Annotated in this window: 17 protein-coding genes and 1 pseudogene; 9 read left to right on the plus strand and 9 right to left on the minus strand. The window is 60.0% G+C overall.

Annotated features, from left to right (window positions below):
* Positions 1-119: 119 nt before the first annotated feature.
* A complete protein-coding gene (locus NTD85_RS24435) occupies positions 120-2,042 on the minus strand; it encodes an ATP-binding cassette domain-containing protein (protein WP_003226605.1) in 1,923 nt (640 codons plus the stop codon).
* 214 nt (positions 2,043-2,256) lie between these two features.
* On the opposite strand from NTD85_RS24435, the gene NTD85_RS24440 reads away from it, so the two are divergent.
* The gene (locus NTD85_RS24440) at positions 2,257-4,185 is read left to right on the plus strand and encodes a transglycosylase SLT domain-containing protein (RefSeq protein ID WP_262143425.1); all 1,929 of its coding nucleotides are present in this window, start codon (positions 2,257-2,259) and stop codon (positions 4,183-4,185) included.
* An 83-nt stretch (positions 4,186-4,268) separates the two neighbouring features.
* Here the strand turns inward: NTD85_RS24440 and NTD85_RS24445 are convergent, their stop codons facing one another.
* Positions 4,269-6,047, minus strand: a complete 1,779-nt coding sequence (locus NTD85_RS24445; protein ID WP_262143426.1) for an ABC transporter transmembrane domain-containing protein — start codon at positions 6,045-6,047, stop codon at positions 4,269-4,271.
* A 256-nt stretch (positions 6,048-6,303) separates the two neighbouring features.
* Between NTD85_RS24445 and NTD85_RS24450 the strand changes: the two genes are divergently transcribed.
* Complete coding sequence (locus tag NTD85_RS24450) at positions 6,304-6,483, plus strand: PA1571 family protein (RefSeq protein WP_045122558.1); 180 nt, start codon at positions 6,304-6,306, stop codon at positions 6,481-6,483.
* Positions 6,484-6,656: 173 nt separating this feature from the next.
* On the opposite strand, the gene pdxB is transcribed toward NTD85_RS24450, so the two are convergent.
* The gene (gene pdxB, locus NTD85_RS24455) at positions 6,657-7,799 is read right to left on the minus strand and encodes a 4-phosphoerythronate dehydrogenase PdxB (protein ID WP_262143427.1); all 1,143 of its coding nucleotides are present in this window, start codon (positions 7,797-7,799) and stop codon (positions 6,657-6,659) included.
* Positions 7,800-8,024: 225 nt separating this feature from the next.
* Here pdxB and NTD85_RS24460 point away from each other — a divergent pair, with 225 nt between their 5' ends.
* Positions 8,025-9,434: an MATE family efflux transporter gene (locus NTD85_RS24460; protein WP_003226614.1), complete on the plus strand. Its 1,410-nt coding sequence runs from the start codon at positions 8,025-8,027 to the stop codon at positions 9,432-9,434.
* A 135-nt stretch (positions 9,435-9,569) separates the two neighbouring features.
* Here NTD85_RS24460 and tusA read toward each other — a convergent pair whose 3' ends face one another.
* The gene (gene tusA / locus NTD85_RS24465) at positions 9,570-9,821 is read right to left on the minus strand and encodes a sulfurtransferase TusA (RefSeq protein ID WP_003226616.1); all 252 of its coding nucleotides are present in this window, start codon (positions 9,819-9,821) and stop codon (positions 9,570-9,572) included.
* A gap of 177 nt (positions 9,822-9,998) precedes the next feature.
* On the minus strand, positions 9,999-11,072 hold the full coding sequence (rlmM, locus tag NTD85_RS24470) for a 23S rRNA (cytidine(2498)-2'-O)-methyltransferase RlmM (RefSeq protein WP_262143428.1): 1,074 nt from the start codon (positions 11,070-11,072) through the stop codon (positions 9,999-10,001).
* A gap of 222 nt (positions 11,073-11,294) precedes the next feature.
* Between rlmM and acnA the strand changes: the two genes are divergently transcribed.
* Positions 11,295-14,036: an aconitate hydratase AcnA gene (gene acnA / locus NTD85_RS24475; RefSeq protein ID WP_262143429.1), complete on the plus strand. Its 2,742-nt coding sequence runs from the start codon at positions 11,295-11,297 to the stop codon at positions 14,034-14,036.
* A 361-nt stretch (positions 14,037-14,397) separates the two neighbouring features.
* Here acnA and NTD85_RS24480 read toward each other — a convergent pair whose 3' ends face one another.
* Together NTD85_RS24480 and NTD85_RS24485 are read right to left on the minus strand one after the other, a co-directional pair.
* On the minus strand, positions 14,398-15,219 hold the full coding sequence (locus NTD85_RS24480; RefSeq protein WP_262143430.1) for an aminoglycoside phosphotransferase family protein: 822 nt from the start codon (positions 15,217-15,219) through the stop codon (positions 14,398-14,400).
* Positions 15,206-15,694, minus strand: a complete 489-nt coding sequence (locus tag NTD85_RS24485) for an SRPBCC family protein (protein ID WP_201136982.1) — start codon at positions 15,692-15,694, stop codon at positions 15,206-15,208. Before NTD85_RS24485 ends, NTD85_RS24480 begins: the two co-directional genes overlap by 14 nt.
* A gap of 185 nt (positions 15,695-15,879) precedes the next feature.
* On the opposite strand from NTD85_RS24485, the gene NTD85_RS24490 reads away from it, so the two are divergent.
* Entirely contained in the window at positions 15,880-16,800 is a 921-nt protein-coding gene (locus NTD85_RS24490; RefSeq protein ID WP_262143432.1) for an ADP-ribosylglycohydrolase family protein, read from the plus strand.
* A gap of 56 nt (positions 16,801-16,856) precedes the next feature.
* Positions 16,857-17,261 carry a lysozyme inhibitor LprI family protein gene (locus tag NTD85_RS24495; protein WP_103486292.1) on the plus strand — a complete coding sequence of 135 codons (405 nt, stop codon included), beginning with the start codon at positions 16,857-16,859 and terminating at the stop codon, positions 17,259-17,261.
* Between the two features lie 113 nt (positions 17,262-17,374).
* Here NTD85_RS24495 and NTD85_RS24500 read toward each other — a convergent pair.
* A pseudogene (locus tag NTD85_RS24500) lies at positions 17,375-17,695 on the minus strand (hypothetical protein); the annotation flags it as partial.
* A gap of 267 nt (positions 17,696-17,962) precedes the next feature.
* Between NTD85_RS24500 and NTD85_RS24505 the strand changes: the two are divergent.
* From NTD85_RS24505 to NTD85_RS24515, 3 genes are all read left to right on the plus strand, one after another.
* Positions 17,963-18,568, plus strand: coding sequence for a hypothetical protein (locus NTD85_RS24505; protein WP_262143434.1), 606 nt, complete (start codon positions 17,963-17,965; stop codon positions 18,566-18,568).
* 9 nt (positions 18,569-18,577) lie between these two features.
* Entirely contained in the window at positions 18,578-18,784 is a 207-nt protein-coding gene (locus NTD85_RS24510) for a helix-turn-helix domain-containing protein (protein ID WP_003226632.1), read from the plus strand.
* Between the two features lie 84 nt (positions 18,785-18,868).
* Positions 18,869-19,540, plus strand: a complete 672-nt coding sequence (locus NTD85_RS24515; protein WP_262143436.1) for a hypothetical protein — start codon at positions 18,869-18,871, stop codon at positions 19,538-19,540.
* Between the two features lie 67 nt (positions 19,541-19,607).
* Here NTD85_RS24515 and mrdA read toward each other — a convergent pair whose 3' ends face one another.
* Positions 19,608-21,500 (minus strand): penicillin-binding protein 2, encoded by a 1,893-nt coding sequence (gene mrdA / locus NTD85_RS24520; RefSeq protein ID WP_103486294.1) that lies wholly within the window; start codon positions 21,498-21,500, stop codon positions 19,608-19,610.
* Positions 21,501-21,670: the final 170 nt, after the last annotated feature.

A 21,670-nucleotide genomic window follows, 5' to 3' on the forward strand; every position in this document is an offset into this window, starting at 1 on the left:
TAAACCCCCCCGCACACCCCCCAGCCCCCACCCGGCCCGCTCCCACATTAGGTCTCCACCCGTATACGAAAAGCCCGGCGCTCATCACTGAACGCCGGGCTTTTTCATGGCCGGATCAATCAGGCATCCAGCTCGGCCCAACGCTCCACCAGTGCATCCAGCTCAGCCTGCAACTGCTCCAGCGAAGCAATCACCTTGGCCGTTTCTGCCGGCGGACGCTGATAGAAGCCGGCTTCGGCCATTTCGGCTTCGACGGCCGCGATCTGCTGCTCCTTGGCATCGATATCGCCCGGCAATGCTTCCAGCTCGCGCTGCAGCTTGTAGCTCAGCTTTTTCTTGGCTGCCGGCGCGGCAGCGGCAGGTGCGGCAGCCACGACAGGTTCAGCGGTGACCACCGCCGAGTTAAGGTCAGCCTTGCCCGACTTGCTCTCGGTCACGCCCAGCAGGCGCGGCGAGCCGCCCTGACGGATCCAGTCCTGATAGCCACCGACGTATTCACGCACCTTGCCTTCACCTTCGAAGACCAGGGTGCTGGTGACCACGTTGTCGAGGAATGCCCGGTCGTGGCTGACCATCAGCACGGTACCGTTGAAGGTCAGCAGCACTTCTTCGAGCAGTTCGAGGGTTTCCACGTCGAGGTCGTTGGTCGGTTCGTCGAGTACCAGCAGGTTCGCCGGTTTGCTGAACAGTTTAGCCAGCAGCAAACGCGCACGCTCGCCACCGGACAGCGCCTTGACCGGCGTGCGGGCACGCTGCGGACTGAACAGGAAGTCGCCGAGGTAGCTCAGAACGTGGCGGCTCTGGCCGTCGATATCGATGAAGTCGCGACCTTCGGCGACGTTGTCGATCACGGTCTTTTCCAGATCCAGCTGATGGCGCAACTGGTCGAAGTAGGCCACGTCGATGCGCGTACCCTCTTCCACTTTGCCGCTGGTCGGTTGCAGACCGTTGAGCATCAGTTTGAGCAAGGTGGTCTTGCCGGTACCGTTGGCACCGAGCAGGCCGATCCGGTCGCCGCGCTGCAGGACCATCGAGAAGTCCTTGATCAAGTACGGGCCATCCGGGTGATGGAAGCTGACATTTTCCAGCACCATCACTTGCTTGCCGGACTTGTCGGCGGTTTCCAGCTGGATGTTCGCCTTGCCGGTACGCTCGCGACGCTCGCTGCGCTCAACACGCAGGGCTTTCAGGGCGCGAACGCGACCTTCGTTACGGGTACGACGGGCCTTGATGCCCTGACGGATCCACACTTCTTCCTGGGCCAGGCGCTTGTCGAACAGCGCATTGGCAGTTTCTTCCGCGGCCAGCGCAGCTTCTTTGTGCACGAGGAAGCTGGCGTAGTCGCCGTTCCAGTCGATCAGACCGCCGCGATCCAGTTCGAGGATGCGCGTGGCGAGGTTCTGCAGGAAAGAACGGTCGTGCGTGATGAACAGCACGGCGCCCTGGAAATCCTTCAGCGCTTCTTCGAGCCAGGCAATCGCACCGATGTCCAAGTGGTTGGTCGGTTCGTCGAGCAGCAGCAGATCCGGTTCCGAGACCAGCGCCTGCGCCAGCAGCACGCGACGGCGCCAGCCGCCGGACAACTCGGCAAGGGTCTTGTCGGCCGGCAGTTGCAGGCGGCTCAGGGTGCTGTCGACCAGGGTCTGCAAGCGCCAGCCGTCACGGGCTTCAAGGTCGTGCTGAACGTGCATCAGCTTGTCCAGATCGGCGTCGGTGACGATGTTCTGGCTGAGGTGATGGTATTCGGCGAGTAAGGCGCCAACGCCGTCGAGGCCTTCGGCAACCACGTCGAATACCGTCCGCTCGTCGGCCACCGGCAATTCTTGCGGCAATTCGCCGATTTTCAGACCGGGGGCACGCCACACCGAGCCGTCATCGGGCTTCTGGTCGCCCTTGACCAGTTTCATCATGCTGGACTTGCCAGTGCCGTTGCGGCCGATGATGCACACCCGCTCACCACGGGCGATCTGCCAGGACACCTTGTCCAACAACGGCATCGCGCCGAATGCAAGGGACACATCGCTGAATTTGAGCAGGGTCATGAGCTTCTCCAAAAACCGGGCGCGCATTCTACCTGAGTTAGGCCCTCAGCAGGCCGGCAATTTGTCTGCTGAAGCACTCTGCACAACATTTGTTGCGAACTTGTGCTGCGAGACCCGCAAAGCTTTCGCCGCTCGCTGGCAAAAGGCTAAGCTACAGACAATTCAGTGCTGACCGAGGTCGGCACTTGTCATGATTTCTCTGCCCGGATGTCTCATGCGCAGTCGCCTTTTCAGTGTTTTGTCCTGTTTGCTACTCACCGCCGCTGCCGCTCAATCCGCCCAGGCGGTGGATCTGTCCACCCAACGCCAGTATTACGATGAAGCCAAGCGCGCACTGGCCAAGGGCGATACCGGCCCATACTTCCGCTACAGCCAGGCCCTGGCCGATTATCCGCTGGAACCGTACCTGGCCTACGACGAACTGACCGCGCGTCTGAAGACCGCCAGTAACGAGGAAATCGAGAAGTTCCTCGCCGAACACGGTGACCTGCCACAGGCCAACTGGATGAAACTGCGCTGGTTGCGCTGGCTCGCCGACCGTGGCGACTGGGCGACTTTCGTCAAGTATTACGACCCGAAACTCAATTTCACCGAACTGGACTGCCTCAACGCGCAGTACCAGATCAGCAGCGGCCACAAGGCCGAGGGTTACGCCAACGCCGACAAACTGTGGCTGACCGGTAAATCGCAACCGGCCGCCTGTGACGGGCTGTTCGGGATCTGGGCTGCCGATGGCCAGTTGACCGAACAGAAACGCTGGGAGCGCACCAAACTTGCCGCTCAGGCGCGCAACTATCCATTGGCGAACAGCCTGGTCAACGGCCTGACCACCCTCGCCCCGCGCGGCCGTTTGCTGGTCGATGTGGCGCAAAAACCTGAACTGCTCAATCAGCCTTCGCGCTTCACCCCGAACGACGAGCCGATGTCCGACATTGTCAGCCTCGGCCTGCGTCGCCTCGCCCGTCAGGATCCGGACAGGGCCATGGCCCTGCTCGACGGTTACGCCAGCAGCATGCATTTCTCCCGTGACGAGAAGGTCGCGATTGCCCGGGAAATCGGCCTGACCCTGGCCCGGCGTTTCGACAGCCGCGCGCTGGACGTGATGACTCAATACGATCCCGAGCTGCGTGACAACACCGTTTCCGAATGGCGCCTGCGTCTGCTGTTGCGCCTGGCACGCTGGGACGATGCCTATCAATTGACCCGTCGCCTGCCACAGGATCTGGCGACCACCAACCGCTGGCGCTACTGGCAGGCCCGCAGCCTGGAACTGGCGCAACCGCAGAATCCGGAAGCGCAGACCCTGTACAAGAATCTGGCCAAGGAACGCGATTTCTACGGTTTCCTCGCCGCCGACCGTTCGCAATCGCCTTATTCGCTAATGAACAAGCCGCTTGTGCTCAGCCAGGCCACCATCAACAAGGTGCGCAATACACCGGGCATACGCCGTGCTCTGGAATTCCATGCCCGTGGGCAGATCGTCGACGGGCGTCGCGAGTGGTATCACGTCAGCCGCCATTTCAATCGTGACGAAATGGTCGCCCAGGCCAAACTGGCCTACGACCTGAAATGGTACTTCCCGGCGATCCGCACCATCAGCCAGGCGCAGTACTGGGACGACCTGGACATCCGCTTCCCGATGGCCCACCGCGACACGCTGGTGCGTGAAGCCAAGGTTCGCGGGTTGCATTCGAGCTGGGTATTCGCCATCACCCGCCAGGAAAGCGCCTTCATGGACGATGCCCGCTCCGGTGTCGGCGCCAGCGGTCTGATGCAGTTGATGCCCGGCACCGCCAAGGAAACCGCACGCAAGTTCAGCATCCCGCTGGCCTCGCCACAGCAAGTGCTTGATCCTGATAAAAACATCCAGCTCGGCGCCGCTTACCTGAGTCAGGTGCACAGCCAGTTCAACGGCAACCGCGTGCTCGCCTCCGCTGCCTACAACGCCGGCCCCGGCCGCGTGCGTCAGTGGCTGCGCGGCGCCGATCACCTGAGCTTCGACGTCTGGGTGGAAAGCATCCCGTTCGACGAAACCCGCCAGTACGTGCAGAACGTGCTGTCGTACTCGGTGATCTACGGCCAGAAACTCAATTCACCGCAGCCGCTGGTGGATTGGCATGAGCGGTATTTCGACGACCAATGACCGGTGCTGATTACCTGAGATGAAAAATGCCCGCATCAATCGATGCGGGCATTTTTTTGTCGTCAGTAAAGGCTGCGCCAGTTCTAAACCGCCACGGCGTGCCCATCATTGAACTGCAACGCCGCCAACCGCGCATACAGCGGATTGCTCACGATCAGCTCCTGGTGGGTACCGATCGCTACCAACTGGCCCTGATCCATCACGGCGATCCGGTCGGCGTTTTTCACCGTGGCCAGTCGATGTGCGATCACCAGCGTGGTGCGGTTTTGCATCAGGCTGGGCAAGGCTTCCTGAATCAGATGTTCGCTTTGCGCATCGAGGGCGCTGGTAGCTTCGTCCAGCAGCAGAATCGGCGCATCCACCAGCAGCGCGCGGGCAATCGCCAGGCGTTGACGTTGGCCGCCGGAGAGGCCGAGGCCGGCGTCCCCCAGATGGGTCTGATAGCCGTTGGGCATCTTCTCGATGAAGTCATGAGCATGGGCAATTCTTGCCGCTTCCTTGACCTGCTCCAGTGTCGCGCCAGCATTGCCGTAACGAATATTCTCTTCGACGCTACCGAAAAACAGCGCGGGCGATTGCGAGACCAGGGCGAAATTGCGGCGCAGGTCCAGCGGGTCGAGGCTGGTCAGCGGCACGCCGTCGATCAGGATCCGGCCTTCAATCGGGTCGTAGAAGCGCAACAGCAAGTCATACACCGTGGATTTGCCGGCACCGGATGGGCCGACAAGGGCCAAGGTCTCGCCGGCCCTGATGGTCAGGCTCAAGCCGTTGACGGCGTAGCTGTCCGGACGCGACGGGTAGGAAAAGTGCACATTCTGCAATTGCAGTTCGCCCTTGATCCGTTCTGGCAACATCACCAGCCCGATGGTCGGTGGCTGGATGATGTTTTTTGAACTGAGCAATTCAGCGATCCGCTCGGCGGCACCCGCCGCACGTTGCAGCTCACCGATCACCTCGCTCAACGTGCCGATCGCACTGCCGACGATCAGGCTGTAGAAGACGAAAGCCGCCAGTTCGCCACCGGTGATGCGCCCGGCAATCACGTCCATGCCACCGACCCACAACATCACCGCCACCGCGCCCAGCACCAGCACGATCACCACAGTGATCATCCAGGAACGCTGAAAAATCCGTTTGCGCGCCGTGTCGAATGCATCCTCGACCGTCGTGGCGAAACGCCGCTCGTCCTGCACCTGATGGTTGTAGGCCTGCACGGTCTTGATCTGGCCGAGGGTCTCGGAGACATAGCTGCCGATGTCGGCGACCCGGTCCTGGCTCAGCCGCGACAGATTGCGCACGCGCCGACCGAAAATCAGGATCGGGGCGACTACGAACGGCAAGGCAATCACCACGATGCTGGTGAGTTTCGGGTTGGTGACGAACAGCAGGACCACCCCGCCGATCACCATCAACAGGTTGCGCAGAAACATCGACAGTGACGAGCCGATCACTGATTGCAGCAATGTGGTGTCGGCAGTCAGCCGTGACTGAATCTCCGAACTGCGGTTGTTCTCGTAAAAACCGGGATGCAGATACACCAGATGGTTGAACACTTCGCGCCGGATATCCGCCACACAACGCTCGCCGATCCACGATACCCAGTAAAACCGCGCAAACGTGCCGATCGCCAGGCCAAGCACCATCAGCATGAAGATCCCGATGCTCTGGTTCAGCTGGTGCGGCGACTGGGTCATGAAGCCCCGATCGACCAGCAATTTGATCCCCTGCCCCATCGACAAAGTGACGGCCGCGGTGACGATCAACGCCAGCAGCGCAGCGCAGACTTGCCAACGATAAGGCGCCAGAAATCGGCTGGTCAGACTCAGCGCGCGACGGTGCCGGGAAGAAAGCTTCGAGATCATTCAGGTACACATCCGTGTTGGTGAAAGGGCTAGCCTAAACCTTCTATGGGGCGGAACTCTGTAAATCACAATGAGTCAGGTTAAATATGCCCCCAAAGACTAGGCCATAGTTGCTATTGGTCTAATGTCCCGGTTGAGACGAGCGGTCATTTCTGTTGGAGTGGAGATGCCGCTTTTGACAGACCCAAAGGTGTTGTCACAGCCTGGTCACGTGGCGGTTTTAATCTACGTGCACAACCTGATGAGGAGACAGGCCATGTCCTTGCAACACCGCAGCGATGACAAGATTCAAGTGATCCGCACCAAGCCCGGCCAACCTCTGGGTTGCTCGATTATTGATAAGGACGGGCGTGAAGTACCGATCACTGAAGACATGATCCAGCAAGCATGCCGCGAACTGGAGAAGCGATTGGTCAAGCCTGCCGAACAAAAGTGATATAGCCACCGTCTTCCTGACCCGGCCCCTGTTTGGCCGGGTTTTTTCTGCCTGCCGTTTTGTTCTGTTCTGTTCTGTTTTGTGTAGGAGCTGCCGAAGGCTGCGATCTTTTGACTTTGTTTTTCAAAGGCAAGATCAAAAGATCGCAGCCTTCGGCAGCTCCTACAGGGTTTTCAGAAAGCCACCGCCCCCAGCGCCGCCACAATCTTTTGCAACTGCGGCGAATTCCCGTCGACCCGCACCTTCAGCCCTTCAATCTCGCGTCGCACCGGATACTGCTTGCGCAACACATCGAACGCCGCACGCTGTTCACCGACATTGCCTACAAGACTGCGGCGAAAATCCGCGTCATCGCGGCGTGGGTCGTACACCCCGCGGCACAACATCGCCAGCGCCCAGGCCGGATCGCTGTCGGCGTGCAGGGTCACTTCTGACAGCCACGGTGCCGGCAACAGGTCACTGAGCTGGATACTCGGCGGCTGACCGATAAATTCGCAATAAGCCTGATAGATCTGCGCCGTACCGCGCTGTTTGCCATCAAGGCTGTAGCCGGCAATGTGCGGCGTGGCCAGCACGCAGAGTTCGGCGAGGGCCACATCGACTTCAGGCTCGGCTTCCCAAACGTCGAGCACTGCTTGCAGGTCTTCGCGCGCCAGCAGCACTTTGCGCAGAGCGGCATTATCCACCACCGGACCACGGGCGGCGTTGATCAGCCAGGTACCGGGTTTGAGCTGTTGCAAACGCTGCTCATCAAACAGGTGCCAGGTCGCGCCTTCGCCGGTACGGGTCAGCGGCGTGTGCAGGCTGATCACGTCGCACTGCTCGATGATCTGCTCCAGGCTGACGTAATCGCCGCCCTCGGCCGCCTGACGCGGCGGGTCGCAGACTTTGACATTCCAGCCCAGGCCCTTGAGGACCTTGATCAACCGGCCGCCGACTTCACCGGCACCGATGACGCCGTAAGTACGTTGTGGCAGATCGACGCCTTCAATTTCCGCCAAAGTCATCAGGCTGCCGAGTACGTAATCGACCACGCCCCGCGCGTTGCAACCGGGTGCGCTGGACCAGGTGATGCCGGCCTCGTTGAAATAATCGAGATCCAGATGATCGGTGCCGATAGTGCACGTGCCGACGAAACGCACCTTGCTGCCTTCGAGCAGCGCGCGATTGACGTTGGTCACCGAGCGCACCAGCAGCACGTCGGCCTGCTCGACCGTCGCACGGTCGATGGAACGGCCCGGGACCCGGCGGATCTCGCCGAAACCGGCAAAAAAGGCATCGAGCAGCGGAATATTTTCGTCGGCAACAATCAGCATGGCGGGCTCCTTGGGGGGATCGGCAGTTTAGGTGCTGATCCACCGTTGAGCCAGCGCAGACTGCACGGTGGCGAGGGCGCTTCGCTTCCCGGCGGGAGCAAGCTGCCTCGCCACAGTGGATGGCCTTGATGATTACAAATCCGCAACAGAGGATTTTTCCTGACTGTCACGTCAGCGGCGTAGAATGCGGCGCCTTGCGCATCAACACCTGTGGACGCTTTGCCTGTGAATTCTGTTACTGATCAACCTCTCGCTGCCTCACTCACCCGCCCCGCGCGAATTCGCCTGGAGTTCAGGAACCTGCTCGCCCTGGCGTTGCCGATCATCATCGCGCAACTGGCGACCACCGCCATGGGCTTCGTCGATGCCGTGATGGCCGGCCGCGTCGGGCCACGTGATCTGGCGGCGGTGGCGCTGGGCAACTCGATCTGGGTCCCGGTTTTTCTGTTGATGACCGGCACCCTGCTGGCCACCACACCGAAAGTCGCCCAGCGTTTCGGCGCCGGCACCCACAGTGAAATCGGCCCGATCGTCCGTCAGGCGTTGTGGCTGGCGCTGGTGGTGGGGTTGATCGCGACTTGCATGCTGGTCGCCGCCGAACCGGTGCTGCACCTGATGAAAGTCGATCCCGAGCTGATCGGCCCGTGCATGCAATACCTGCACGGCATTGCCAGCGGCCTGCCGGCGGTGGCGTTCTATCATGTGCTGCGCTGCACCAGTGACGGCATCGGCCGCACCCGTCCGGCGATGGTGCTGGGCCTGTGCGGTCTGGCGCTGAACATTCCGCTGAACTACATCTTCATCTATGGCCACTTCGGCGTACCGGCCATGGGCGGCGTCGGCTGCGGCTGGGCCACGGCGATCGTGATGTGGGTCATGGCGCTGGGTCTGGCCGGTTACGAGCGCTGGGCGCCAGCTTATCGTTCGAGCGAGATCTTCAGCCGTTTCGACTGGCCACAATGGGCGGTGATCAAGCGTCTGCTGGCGATCGGTCTGCCGATTGGCATCGCGGTGTTTGCCGAGTCGAGCATCTTCGCCGTGATCGCCCTGCTGATCGGCAGCCTCGGCGCCACGGTGGTGGCCGGGCACCAGATTGCGCTGAACGTCAGCTCGCTGGTGTTCATGATTCCGTATTCGCTGGGCATGGCGGTGACCGTGCGTGTCGGCCAGGCGCTGGGCCGTGAAGAACCGCGTGAGGCACGCTTCGCCGCCGGCGTCGGCATGGGCACTGCGTTGGCCTACGCCTGTCTGTCGGCGAGCATGATGCTGTTGCTGCGCGAGCCGATTGCGGCGATCTACACCGCCGACCCGACGGTGATTCATATCGCGGCGATGCTGATTGTGTATTCAGCGCTGTTCCAGTTTTCCGACGCAATCCAGGTGACGGCTGCCGGCGCCCTGCGCGGTTATCAGGACACCCGGGTGACGATGATCCTGACGCTGTTCGCCTACTGGGGCATCGGCCTGCCGGTGGGTTACGCCCTCGGCCTGACCGACTGGCTCGGCGAGCCGCGTGGCCCGAGCGGCTTGTGGCAGGGTTTGATCGTTGGTCTGAGCTGCGCGGCGTTCATGCTGTCGATTCGCCTGACGCGCAGTGCGCGCAAGCGTATTCGGATGAGTCGCAGCGCGGGTTAAACCAATAACACAGTACAAAAAAGTGGGAGCGGGCTTGCTCGCGAGAGCGGTGTTTCAGTCGACATTTACAGTGACTGACACACCGCTTTCGCGAGCAAGCCCGCTCCCACATTGGGTTTTGCGTGTGCCTGAGGGTCAGGCTTGTTTCTTGCGGATCCAGTACAGATAAGTACCAGCCTCTTCGTGCTGGCCCACCAGTTCGTGGTCGAGGAACACGCAGAACTTGGGAATGTCGCGACGGGTCGAGGGATCGGTGGCGATCACCTTGAGCAGGCCGCCAGGCACCAGGTCACGGATGTGCTGGTGCAGCATCATCACCGGTTCCGGGCAATTGAGACCGGTGGCGTCGAGGGTGCCGTCGACCGGCGTGTCGATCATTTCACTCATGATTCACTCCTGAAACTGGCCGGCATTGTCGCGCATGCCGGGTGCTCAGTCATCTGTAGCGAGGGGATTTATCCCCGATGGGTCGCGAAGCGGCCCCAAAGACTGGGGATGCGCTACATCCCATCGGGGATAAATCCCCTCACCACAGAGATCATTCCCACGGGGTTTAGTGGTGACTTAGCGGGACTTGGCTTTTTTGATGTCATGCCGACGCAGGTGGCAGGTCACTTCCTCGCGGTCGTGATACAGCTGCTTGCAGCCAATATCGACCTTGATCCCGCGCGCCTTGAAGCCATCGGCGATGCGCTCGAGCAGGCGCTTCACTTCGGCATAGCGCTGTTTCATCGGCAACTTGAGGTTGACCACCGCTTCGCGGCAATGCCCCTCGCCGATCCACTCTTCGAGCATCGCCGCGTTACGCGCCGGCTTCTCGACGATGTCGCAGACCATCCAGTCCACCGGTTGCTTGGGCTTGAAGGTGAAGCCGTCGGCCATCAAGTGCTGTACCAGCCCGGTGTCCATCAGGCTCTCGGCCATCGGGCCGTTGTCGATCGCGGTGACCAGCATGCCGCGGTTGACCAGTTGCCAGGTCCAGCCGCCCGGAGCGGCGCCGAGGTCGACGCCGGTCATGTCGCTGTGCAGGCGCTCGTCCCACTGATCACGCGGGATGAAGTGGTGCCAGGCCTCTTCCAGCTTCAACGTCGAACGGCTTGGTGCCTCGCGCGGAAACTTCAGGCGCGGAATGCCCATCGGCCACATCGCCGAGTTGCCGGCATCGGCCATGCCGAGAAACACTTCGCGACCACTCTTGAAGGTCAGCAGCAGGCGCGGTTTGTTCGCGTCGTCCACCAATTTGCCGGCGCCGGTCAGTGCCTTGCGCAGTGGGCCTTCGAATTTCTTGCAGAAGTTCGACAGTTCTTTACCGTCGTTGGTGTCGACCACTTCCAGCCACAGGCTGCCGCAGACCGGGAAGTCCGCCATGTGCTCAAGGATCACACTGATGCGGTCGGTTTCCGGCAGGTCGATGAAGACGCCACGCGCCCATTGCCGCGGGAAAATCAGCTCGGCGAAGCGCTGGCCGCGCATCAGACGCTCGGCACCGTCTTCTTCGGTGCAGACAAACTCGGCGTAAGCGGTGGCCGGTTTGGCCTTGGCGTAACCGGCCACGTTGAGTTGGGCGGCGAGGTCGGAAATCTCCGAACAGACTTCGCCTTCGAAGCCTGGCCGGCAATGCATGAATAGGGTGTTCATTCTTACTCCTGGGCAGAGGGCGGACATTCGGCCCCTGCGCGCTGCTCAAGCCTTGCGGTGAAGCAAAGCCTGTCACGAAAACCGGCGCATGATAGCCGATGTCGGAACCTTGGTTCCGTCAATAGAGTCCAGTTATTAGCCAGCTACTGAAAACAGGGCTACGTTGATAGCTCTGCCCGTCCCCTCAGTCCGTAGCCGTGCGGACTCAAAGGAGTGATCGTAATGCCGTCCCTCGATAGCCTGAAAACCCTTAAAACTCTGAAAGTAGACGAAAAAACCTACCACTATTTCAGCCTGCCGGATGCCGCGAAAAGCCTGGGCAATATCGACCAGTTGCCGATGTCGCTGAAAGTCCTGCTGGAAAACCTGCTGCGCTGGGAAGATGAAAAAACTGTCACCGGTGCCGACCTCAAGGCCATTGCCGCGTGGCTCAAGGAGCGTCGCTCCGACCGGGAAATCCAGTACCGCCCGGCCCGGGTATTGATGCAAGACTTTACCGGTGTACCCGCCGTGGTCGACCTCGCCGCCATGCGCGCGGCGATGGCCAAGGCCGGCGGCGACCCGCAGCGGATCAACCCGTTGTCGCCGGTGGACCTGGTGATCGACCACTCGGTGATGGTCGACAAATTCGCCACCCCGAGCGCCTTCGAACAGAACGTCGACATCGAGATGCAGCGTAACGGCGAACGCTACGCCTTTCTGCGTTGGGGCCAGAGTGCCTTCGACAACTTCAGCGTGGTACCGCCGGGCACCGGGATCTGCCACCAGGTCAACCTCGAATACCTCGGGCGCACGGTGTGGACCAAGGATGAGGACGGCCGCACCTACGCGTTCCCCGACACCCTGGTCGGCACCGACTCCCACACCACCATGATCAATGGCCTCGGCGTACTCGGCTGGGGCGTTGGCGGGATCGAGGCGGAAGCCGCGATGCTCGGCCAACCGGTGTCGATGCTGATTCCGGAAGTGATCGGTTTCAAACTCACCGGCAAGCTCAAGGAAGGCATCACCGCCACCGACCTGGTACTGACCGTCACCCAGATGCTGCGCAAGAAAGGTGTGGTCGGCAAATTCGTCGAATTCTACGGTGACGGCCTCGCCGATCTGCCACTGGCCGACCGCGCGACCATCGCCAACATGGCCCCGGAATACGGCGCGACATGCGGCTTCTTCCCGGTCGATGACGTCACTCTGGAATACCTGCGCCTGTCCGGTCGCCCGGCCGAAGTGGTGAAACTGGTCGAGGCCTACACCAAGGCTCAGGGCCTGTGGCGCCTGCCCGGCCAGGAACCGGTGTTCACCGACAGCCTGGCGCTGGACATGGGCAGCGTCGAAGCCAGCCTCGCCGGGCCGAAACGCCCACAGGACCGGGTCTCCCTGCCGAATGTGGCGCAGGCCTTCAGTGATTTCATGGACCTGCAATTCAAGCCCACCAGCAAGGAAGAAGGTCGCCTGGAAAGCGAGGGTGGTGGTGGCGTGGCCGTGGGCAACGCCGATCTGATCGGCGAAACCGAGTACGAATACGAAGGCCACACCTACCGCTTGAAAAACGGCGCAGTGGTGATCGCCGCGATCACCTCGTGCACCAACACCTCGAACCCGAGCGTGATGATGGCGGCCGGTCTGCTGGCGAAAAAAGCCGTGGAGAAAGGCCTGACCCGCAAGCCGTGGGTGAAGAGTTCGCTGGCACCCGGCTCGAAAGTGGTCACCGACTACTACAAGGCTGCGGGGCTGACGCAATACCTTGATCAACTCGGGTTCTCGCTGGTCGGTTATGGCTGCACCACCTGTATCGGCAACTCCGGGCCGTTGCCGGAGCCGATCGAAAAAGCCATTCAGAAAGCCGACCTCACCGTGGCGTCAGTGCTGTCCGGCAACCGCAACTTCGAAGGCCGGGTGCATCCGCTGGTCAAGACCAACTGGCTGGCCTCGCCACCGCTGGTGGTCGCCTACGCCCTGGCCGGCAGCGTACGCACCGACATCAGCAGCGAGCCGCTGGGTAACGACCAGCAAGGCAATCCGGTGTACCTGCGGGATATCTGGCCGAGCAGCAAGGAAATCGCCGACGCGGTCAGCCAGGTCAACACCGCGATGTTCCACAAGGAATACGCCGAAGTGTTTGCCGGCGACGAGCAATGGCAGGCGATCGAGGTGCCGCAAGCCGCCACCTATGTATGGCAGGACGATTCGACCTACATCCAGCATCCACCGTTTTTCGACGACATTTCCGGCCCGCTGCCGGTGATCACTGATGTCAAAGGCGCGCGGGTTCTGGCGCTGCTGGGCGATTCGGTGACCACCGACCACATCTCCCCTGCCGGCAACATCAAGGCTGACAGCCCGGCCGGGCGCTATCTGCGCGAGAAAGGCGTGGAGCCGCGGGACTTCAACTCCTACGGCTCACGGCGCGGCAACCACGAAGTGATGATGCGCGGCACGTTCGCCAACATCCGCATTCGTAACGAGATGCTCGGCGGCGAAGAAGGTGGCAACACGATCTACATCCCGAGCGGCGAGAAAATGCCGATTTACGATGCGGCCATGCTGTATCAGGCCTCGGGCACGCCGCTGGTGGTGATCGCCGGTCAGGAGTACGGCACTGGCTCCAGCCGTGACTGGGCAGCAAAAGGCACCAACCTGCTGGGAGTCAAAGCGGTTATCGCTGAAAGCTTCGAGCGCATCCACCGTTCCAACCTGGTGGGTATGGGCGTGTTGCCGCTGCAGTTCAAGCTCGATCAGAACCGCAAGAGCCTTAACCTCACCGGCAAGGAAACCCTGGATATTCAGGGCCTGACCAGCGTCGAGCTGACGCCCCGCATGAACCTGACGTTGGTGATCACCCGTGAAGACGGACGGCAGGAGAAAATCGAAGTGCTGTGCCGCATCGATACATTGAATGAGGTGGAGTACTTCAAATCGGGCGGCATCCTGCACTACGTGCTGCGGCAGCTGATTGCCTCTTGATTGCTTGATTCCTGTGGTGAGGGATTCATCCCTGGTGGACTGCGCAGCAGGCCCTTTTTTGGGGTCGCTTCGCTACCCATCGGGGATAAATCCTCTCGCTACAGGTGCCCGACACAAGCCTTCAGCACTTTTCTCCAGGCGAAAAAAAACCCGCCGAAGCGGGTTTTTCCCAAGACCATTATCGACTCCCTGTCGGCAGCGATCCTTGCTAATGGTCGATCATCCGTGATCCTGAAACACTCCCTGTGTCTCAGTTGATGGGTGTAGATTACGCCGTGGATCCAATCGGCAATAGTCGCAAAAGCTACCAACGCGTGTAAGACATTCGCTATACAGGCACTTCCGAAAACCCTTACCCCCTTCAGGCATCCAGCAGGCAAGCCGCGATTCGCGCGATCTGTAGCTGCCCGGCGGCCTGCTGCTGCGCGTCGTCTTCGAGAAACCACGCCGCGGACAACCCGGCGAACGCCAGCACCCACTGCAGCAAGCGTCGGCGATCAAGCCCGGAAGCCTCGACAATCACTTCGAGCTGACGGCGCAAACGCTGCGGCTCGCCAGCCGTCGGCAGATCCGGATTGCAGATCAGGTTCGCGTAGTCATAACCACGCTCGCCACGGACCCGTTTGGGATCAATCGCCAGCCAGCCGTGTGCACCGAAATCGAGAACGTTGTCGTGGTGCATGTCACCGTGCAGCACCACCACGTCCTGCGGGTCAGCGAGCAAGGCTTCAGCCGTTTGCAGGCTCAGGGCATAGGTCCCGCCCTGTTCAGCGGCGGCCTCCCGCAGCGAGGCGAACCACGGCGTCAGCTCTACCAGCGGCGGTGGCGGCGTCGAACGCGGCGCATGCAAGCGCGCCAGTGTCGCGCACATGATCCGCGTGGCCTCGTCGTCTTCACCGTTGAGCGCCATGTGCATCAGCGAACGCCGGCCCATGGCCCGTTCCAGCAACAAACCTTCCTCGTGATGGGCCAGCACTCGCGCGGCGCCGTCACCGTCCCACCAGGTCATCAGCTGATTGCCGAATTGCTCGTCTGTATCCAGCGCAACCTTGAGCATCGCCGGCGTGTCGCCGAAACGTACAGGTAACAGGCGGCTGCCTGGGGTAATGATTGGTTCACCGTCCGGTACCAGCGCCCAGCATTGCAACCAGGGTGCGAAGATCGCGCCGTCAGTCACCGTCACGCTCGCGAGTCTTGGCGCTTTCGGCGAGAAACTGTTCAAGTCGGTTCAGTTGTTCCTCCCAGCCGCGGCTGTCCATGTAGTACGCCTCCTTTTGGCGCACGTCGGGAATATGCGCAAAACCGGACTCAGACACCTTGAGCAAGGTACCGTCCTCGTAATCCTGCAGGTCGAACTTGACCAGCGTCGTCGGTTCCTGGGAATAGTCGATGCTCGGGTTGACCGCGTAGGGGTGCCAGCGAAATGAAAACAGCTGCTGCGGCTCGACCCGCTCGACCAGCACGTTCCACAACACATGTTCATAACCCGGATAGGTGACCTGCCCTTGCGTCCATTCCCCGGCAATGAACCGCCTGCCCTCCAGCGCCACGCCAAACCACTGGCCAAACGCCTCGGCATCGACCAGCGCACGCCAGACATAGGAACGCGGCGCCTTCAGCTTGATTTTGCGTTCGAAACTATTGGGTACCGGTTTCATAAGTCACCTCCTGTTCTGAACAGTAGGCTCGTATGACCACATGTCCAACCTGAAGTTGTATCAAAGCAGTGCAACTGTGCAGCATGGGGAAACATTCGGCGGCATTTCCGCTGGTTGAATCGAGCGCTCTCCGCCGATGAACCTGTTACCTTTTCCTGCGAAATGGAAACAAACAAGGACGAACCATGCAGCCATCCCTCTCCGAACGTTATCGCGGCGCTCTCCTCGGCCTTGCCTGTGGCGATGCTGTCGGGACCACGGTGGAATTCAAGCCACGGGGCTCATTCCAGCCACTGACGGACATGGTCGGTGGCGGCCCCTTTCACTTGAAGCCAGGGCAATGGACGGATGACACTTCGATGGCGCTGTGCCTGGCAGAAAGTCTGCTGAGCAAAAACACCTTCGATGCGGCTGACCAGATGGGGCGCTATCTGAACTGGTGGAAATGGGGCTATCTCAGCTCCACCGGTGATTGTTTCGATATCGGCATGACGGTCAGCCAGGCGCTGTCGCAGTATCAACAAACCGGTCAGCCCTTTGCGGGATCTACCAACCCTTTTACCGCCGGTAACGGTTCACTGATGCGCCTGGCGCCGGTGGTGCTGTTTTACTTTCCTGATGCCCGGCAGATCCGCCAGTTCGCCACCGACAGTTCGCGGACAACCCATGCAGCCCCCGAAGCCATCGAATGCTGTCAGTTGTTTGCCGAACTGATCAGCAAAGCTCTGCTTGGCGCCTCCAAAACAGAGTTGCGCAAACTGCCGGACTCAACCTTCGCTCAACCGAAAGTCGCAGCCATCGCTCGAGGCGATTACCTCGCGAAGTCGGCGAGCGAAATCCGTGGCAGCGGCTACAGTGTCGAGTCACTGGAAGCGGCGCTCTGGTGTTTTCACCGCACCGACAGTTTTTCATCGGCGATTCTGCAAGCCGCCAATCTTGGCGATGACGCCGACACCACTGCCGCTATCGTTGGTCAGGTGGCCGGCGCTTATTACGGCGTTCGGGCGATTCCCACCCACTGGCTGGAAATGCTCCATGACGGCGAGGAGATTGCGGCCACCGCAGATCGCCTGCTCGAAGCATCCCGGCTACGCGTACCTGAATAGAAGCCCCAGAGCCGCTAAACTGCTCGGTACTCCCATCTGACACAGTGAGAACCCCCATGTCCCCACGCCTGCTGCTGGCCCTGACGCCCTTTCTGTTCACGCCCCTCGCCCATGCCGCCGTCGACTGTGCCAACGCGAACGATCAGGCCACCATGAACCAGTGTGCCGGGCAGGAATTCAAGACTGCCGACAAGGAACTGAATGCGGTTTATCAGCAAATTACCGCCCGTTTGAAAGACAACGCCGACGCCAAAAAGCTGTTGGTGAGTGCGCAGCGGGCGTGGATCGGGTTTCGCGATGCCGAGTGCAAGTTTTCGGCATCCGGAGTCGCGGGCGGCAGTGTTTATCCGCTGATTTACAGCAATTGCCTGACGGGTGTCACCAAAGTGCGGGTCGAGGCGTTGAAGCAGTATTTGAAGTGTGAAGAAGGCGACATGAGTTGCCCGGTGCCGGGGGCCTGACCTTGTAGTGGTTTCGAGGGCCTCTGCGCGAGCAAGCCCGCGCCCACATTTGAAATACACTCCAATTGTGGGAGCGGGCTTGCTCGCGAAGGCGTCAGCACAGGCGCCACCCATTACCGGACAAACACCTGCGCCGTCGTAATCGCCATATCCCCACCCGGCAACTTGATGCTCCCCGTCTGCTTCAGGGTCTCGGCATCAAAAATCGCCACATCGTTGAACGTCCCGGCCAGATAGATCTTGCTGCCATCCTTATTGAACGAAATGCAGTAGTAGGAATGCTCCGGAGTCGCGGCCTGCAGCAGCTTCTTCTGCTTGATGTCGTACTTGGCCAAGCGATTGAGCACGCCGAACATCAGGTTCGGTTCTTTCGGCGAACACATGCCGCTGAAGTAGATTTCAGTCAGCGGGCCGAAGTCAGTGGTTTCGGTCTCATCAAGCGCTCCGCAGCGTTCCGCTTTGCGCTTTTTTGATTTCAGCGCCCTGTGGGCATTCTTCACGTTAACGTCAGGACGATGGCAAGCACCACGGGGCGATTGGGGGTATGCGGCTGGCGGATCGTCTTCTTACCAACGTCTCGAGCAGCAATGCGATGCTGACCGCAGAAAAGGCAGCCGCAGAAATAAATCAAAATAAATTATTGTAATTAGATAATTATTCATCGAAAATTCGCTACCCAACTGAAACAACCAGGAATTTTCATGAGTACTCACAACAACGGACTGGCGCTGCAGCGCATGCATTGGATCGGGCTGCTGGCAGCGATACTTGTCTGGGTTCTGGGTGTAACGGAGGTCGGCGGCAACACTACGATCTGGATCTTCAAAAAGGATGAAATGCTGGCAAGCCTGCTCTATGCGTTCGCTGAAGGCTCACCACAATTGCTTGACCCGTTTGTCGAAGGCGCACTGCTCGATCCCGACACCTGGCTGTCGTCATTCGCCACTGCGCTGATCGTTGTCCTGGACTTCCTGCCCGTTGTCCTGTCGGCGTACACGTTATGGCTGACAGGGTTATTTTTCCTGCGCTTGTCGCGCGGCGAAACCTGGACCGACCGCAATATCGGAGTCCTGTGGCAAGTGGGGGTACTGTGCATCGTTTCTCCGGCCGCCTATCCGCTGGTAGAGACCCTGCAAGGTCTTGCTTTGTCGATAGATCTGCCGCCGGGGGATCGCATTTTTCAGTTCTCTATCGGCCTGTCCTCCTCTTCTGCCTACGAAATTATCAAAGGCGTATTGCTGTGTTCGTTTTCAATTATCATGCGCGATGCAAAAGTGCTCAGCGATGAGCAAAGTCAATACATATAGAACAATATAATGACCATTATCGTCCGCCTTGATGTTGTTATGGCCACGCAAAAAATTCGCTCGAAAGAGCTGGCCGCCCTGCTCGGGATCACCGAGGCCAATCTGTCATTGCTGAAAAACGGCAAAGTCAAAGGCGTGAAAATGGCAACCCTCGACAAGCTCTGCGCGGCGCTCGATTGCCAACCGGGCGATCTGCTGGAATATCAGAAAGACTAGGACTTTCCCCTGACGGCGAGTTGTTTATCGCCAGTCGCAATCGTTTAACTCTCATTCAATCCTTAGTTTCAAGGTGGCTATTTCATGTCCCGTTATTTGTCATGCGCGCTGTTATTGCTGACAGCGTCACTCAGCGGCTGCGCCACACAATTGGACGTAGCGCTCAACGCGATACCTGATCCGGACTATCAGTTCGACCGCAAGGCAACAGTACTTGTGACCTCGGCAAGCGCCACTGCTGAAAATGCATTGAATGCTCGCTACTATCTTCGCGATATGGTGAATGCGTTGAAAGACCGGGGATTCCAGGAGGTTTATACCGACGCTGATCTGCCCAGAAACCATGCTCCGGTGAAAATGACCATCACCCTCGATATCGGCAGCCGGCAAGTGTCCTACCGTTACACCGCCACCGATTATGGGCAAGTCGTAACCAGCACTTCGACGGTGTGCAAAAACATCAAGAAGAAAGACGATCGGCTGGCCTGCACCAGTACCCCAAACACTACATATGGTCCGGTGGGTACCTCGGAGCGAATCGGTTACACCACCCTCAGCACATTCGTTGCCACCGCCCGGGATGAAGTGAGCAAGCGTACCGTCTACCTGCTTCGGGCTTCGTCCTATAACGACGACTGCCAAGCCGCCAAGGTCGAAACCTTTCTGGTGGAGCAAGGCCTGCAGAACCTGAGTTTCGAGGATCGCGTGCAGCGCAACTATACCGTGACGATGCCCGAGGGTTACCGCTGCAAGTAATACGTTTCCGTGGGCGTCTCCCGGCTTTGCTCAGCGTGCGCGAGCCTGTGCCGGGAGACGTCTCAGGTTAAACGTGCGGATCACCCGGCGGCTTGGCAGGCGCAGCGTATTGCGGCTTGAGGTGGCCGTCCTGATCCAATAGCCAGGCGTCCATGATCTGCCGCACCACCGGACCGGCGACGCGACCACCAGCCTCGCCGTTTTCGATCATTACCGAGATGGCGATCTTCGGGTGCTCCGCCGGAGCGAAGCCGACGAACAGGGCGTTGTCGCGATGGCGTTCGAGGGTTTTCTCACGGTTGTAGCGCTCGCCCTGCTTGATCGCCACCACTTGCGCGGTACCACTCTTGCCCGCAATACGGTACTGCGCACCCACCGCTGCAGCACGAGCGATCCCCCGGGCATCGTGCATCACCATCTGCATGCCGTGGTTGACCTGATCCCAGTCACGCGGGTTCTTCAGCAGGATGTTGGGCATCGGATGCTCGTCAACCGGCGCCACACCATCGACTGTCTTCGCCAGGTGCGGTCGGTTCCATACGCCTTTGTTGGCGATCAGTGCGGTGGCCTGAGCCAGTTGCAGCGGCGTGACCTGCATGTAGCCCTGACCGATGCCGAGAATTACCGTTTCCCCCGGGAACCAGGCCTGGCGGCGTGTTGCGCGTTTCCAGGCCTGAGACGGCATCAAACCGGGCGACTCTTCAAACATATCCAGCGAGACTTTTTCGCCAAGGCCAAACATTGCCATGTAATCGTGCAGGCGATCGATGCCTAGCTTGTGCGCCAGATCGTAGAAGTAGGTGTCGTTGGAACGCATGATCGCCGCGTCCATGTCCACCCAGCCATCGCCGCTGTGGTTCCAGTTGCGGTACTTGTGATCAAAGTCGGGGAGTTGGTAGTAACCCGGGTCGAAAACGCGGGTCTGCGGGGTCACGACGCCGGCATCGAGACCGGCAATCGCCACTTCCGGCTTGATGGTCGAGCCCGGCGCATACAGGCCGCGCAGCACGCGGTTGAACAGCGGTCGGTCGATGGAGTCGCGTAGCGCCGAATACTCCTTGGAGCTGATGCCGGTGACGAACAGATTCGGGTCGAAACTCGGGTTGCTGACCATGGCCAGCACCTCACCGGTGGACGGATCAAGCGCCACCACCGAACCACGACGATCCCCCAGTGCCGCTTCGGCAGCTTCCTGCAGCTTGACGTCGAGACTGAGCACGATGTTTTTGCCAGGGACCGGATCGGTGTGCTTGAGCACCCGCAACACTCGGCCCTGGGCGTTGGTCTCAACTTCTTCATAGCCTACGTGGCCGTGCAGCTGGGCTTCGTAGAAGCGCTCGATGCCGGTTTTGCCGATGGATTGGGTGCCGCGATACTCCACCGAGTCGAGGGTTTTGGACTCTTTCTCGTTGATCCGGCCAACGTAGCCGATTGAATGCGCGAAGTGCGGCCCCAGCGGGTAATGCCGCACGAACTGCGGCTCGACATCGAGGCCCGGCAAACGGAACTCGTTGACTGCCAACACGGCGATCTGTTCTTCCGTCAGTTCGTAGAACAGTGTCACCGGGGTAAATGGATGACGGGACTGCTTCATTGCCTTATCGAAAACCGTGCGATCTTCAGCGGGCAGATGCAGGAGATTGATCACCTCGTCCAGTTCCTGATTGACATCAGTGGCGCGTTCGCGGGTGATCACCAGGTTGTAACTGGGTCGGTTATCAGCGAGCAGCACGCCATTGCGGTCGTAGATCAAGCCTCGTGTCGGCGGGATCGGCAAAATGTGCACGCGGTTGTTTTCGGAGATGGTCGAGTGATAGTCGTACTCAACCACTTGCAGGATGTACAGGCGCACCACCAGCGCGCAGCTGATAGCAAAGACGAAGAGAGCGCAGGCGATCAACCGTTTATTGACCAACCGCTTCTCTTTCTCGTGATCCTTGATGGGAATGGGTTCAGGCATTTCTACAGCGACTCTTTGACATAATTTGAGTGCCGATCCATGGGCATGACATCAGTCCGTTAAAAAACGAGCTGCACCATACCAAAAACCGAGTGGTCACTTCAGAAGGATTTTGCCCAACGGCAGTCCTGGCGACGGTTGGAGCGCGCGTATCGTGTGATTCTGGCGAT

Origin of the sequence: Pseudomonas sp. 13B_3.2_Bac1, from assembly GCF_025466205.1 — a bacterium.
GTDB lineage: Bacteria > Pseudomonadota > Gammaproteobacteria > Pseudomonadales > Pseudomonadaceae > Aquipseudomonas > Aquipseudomonas fluorescens_H.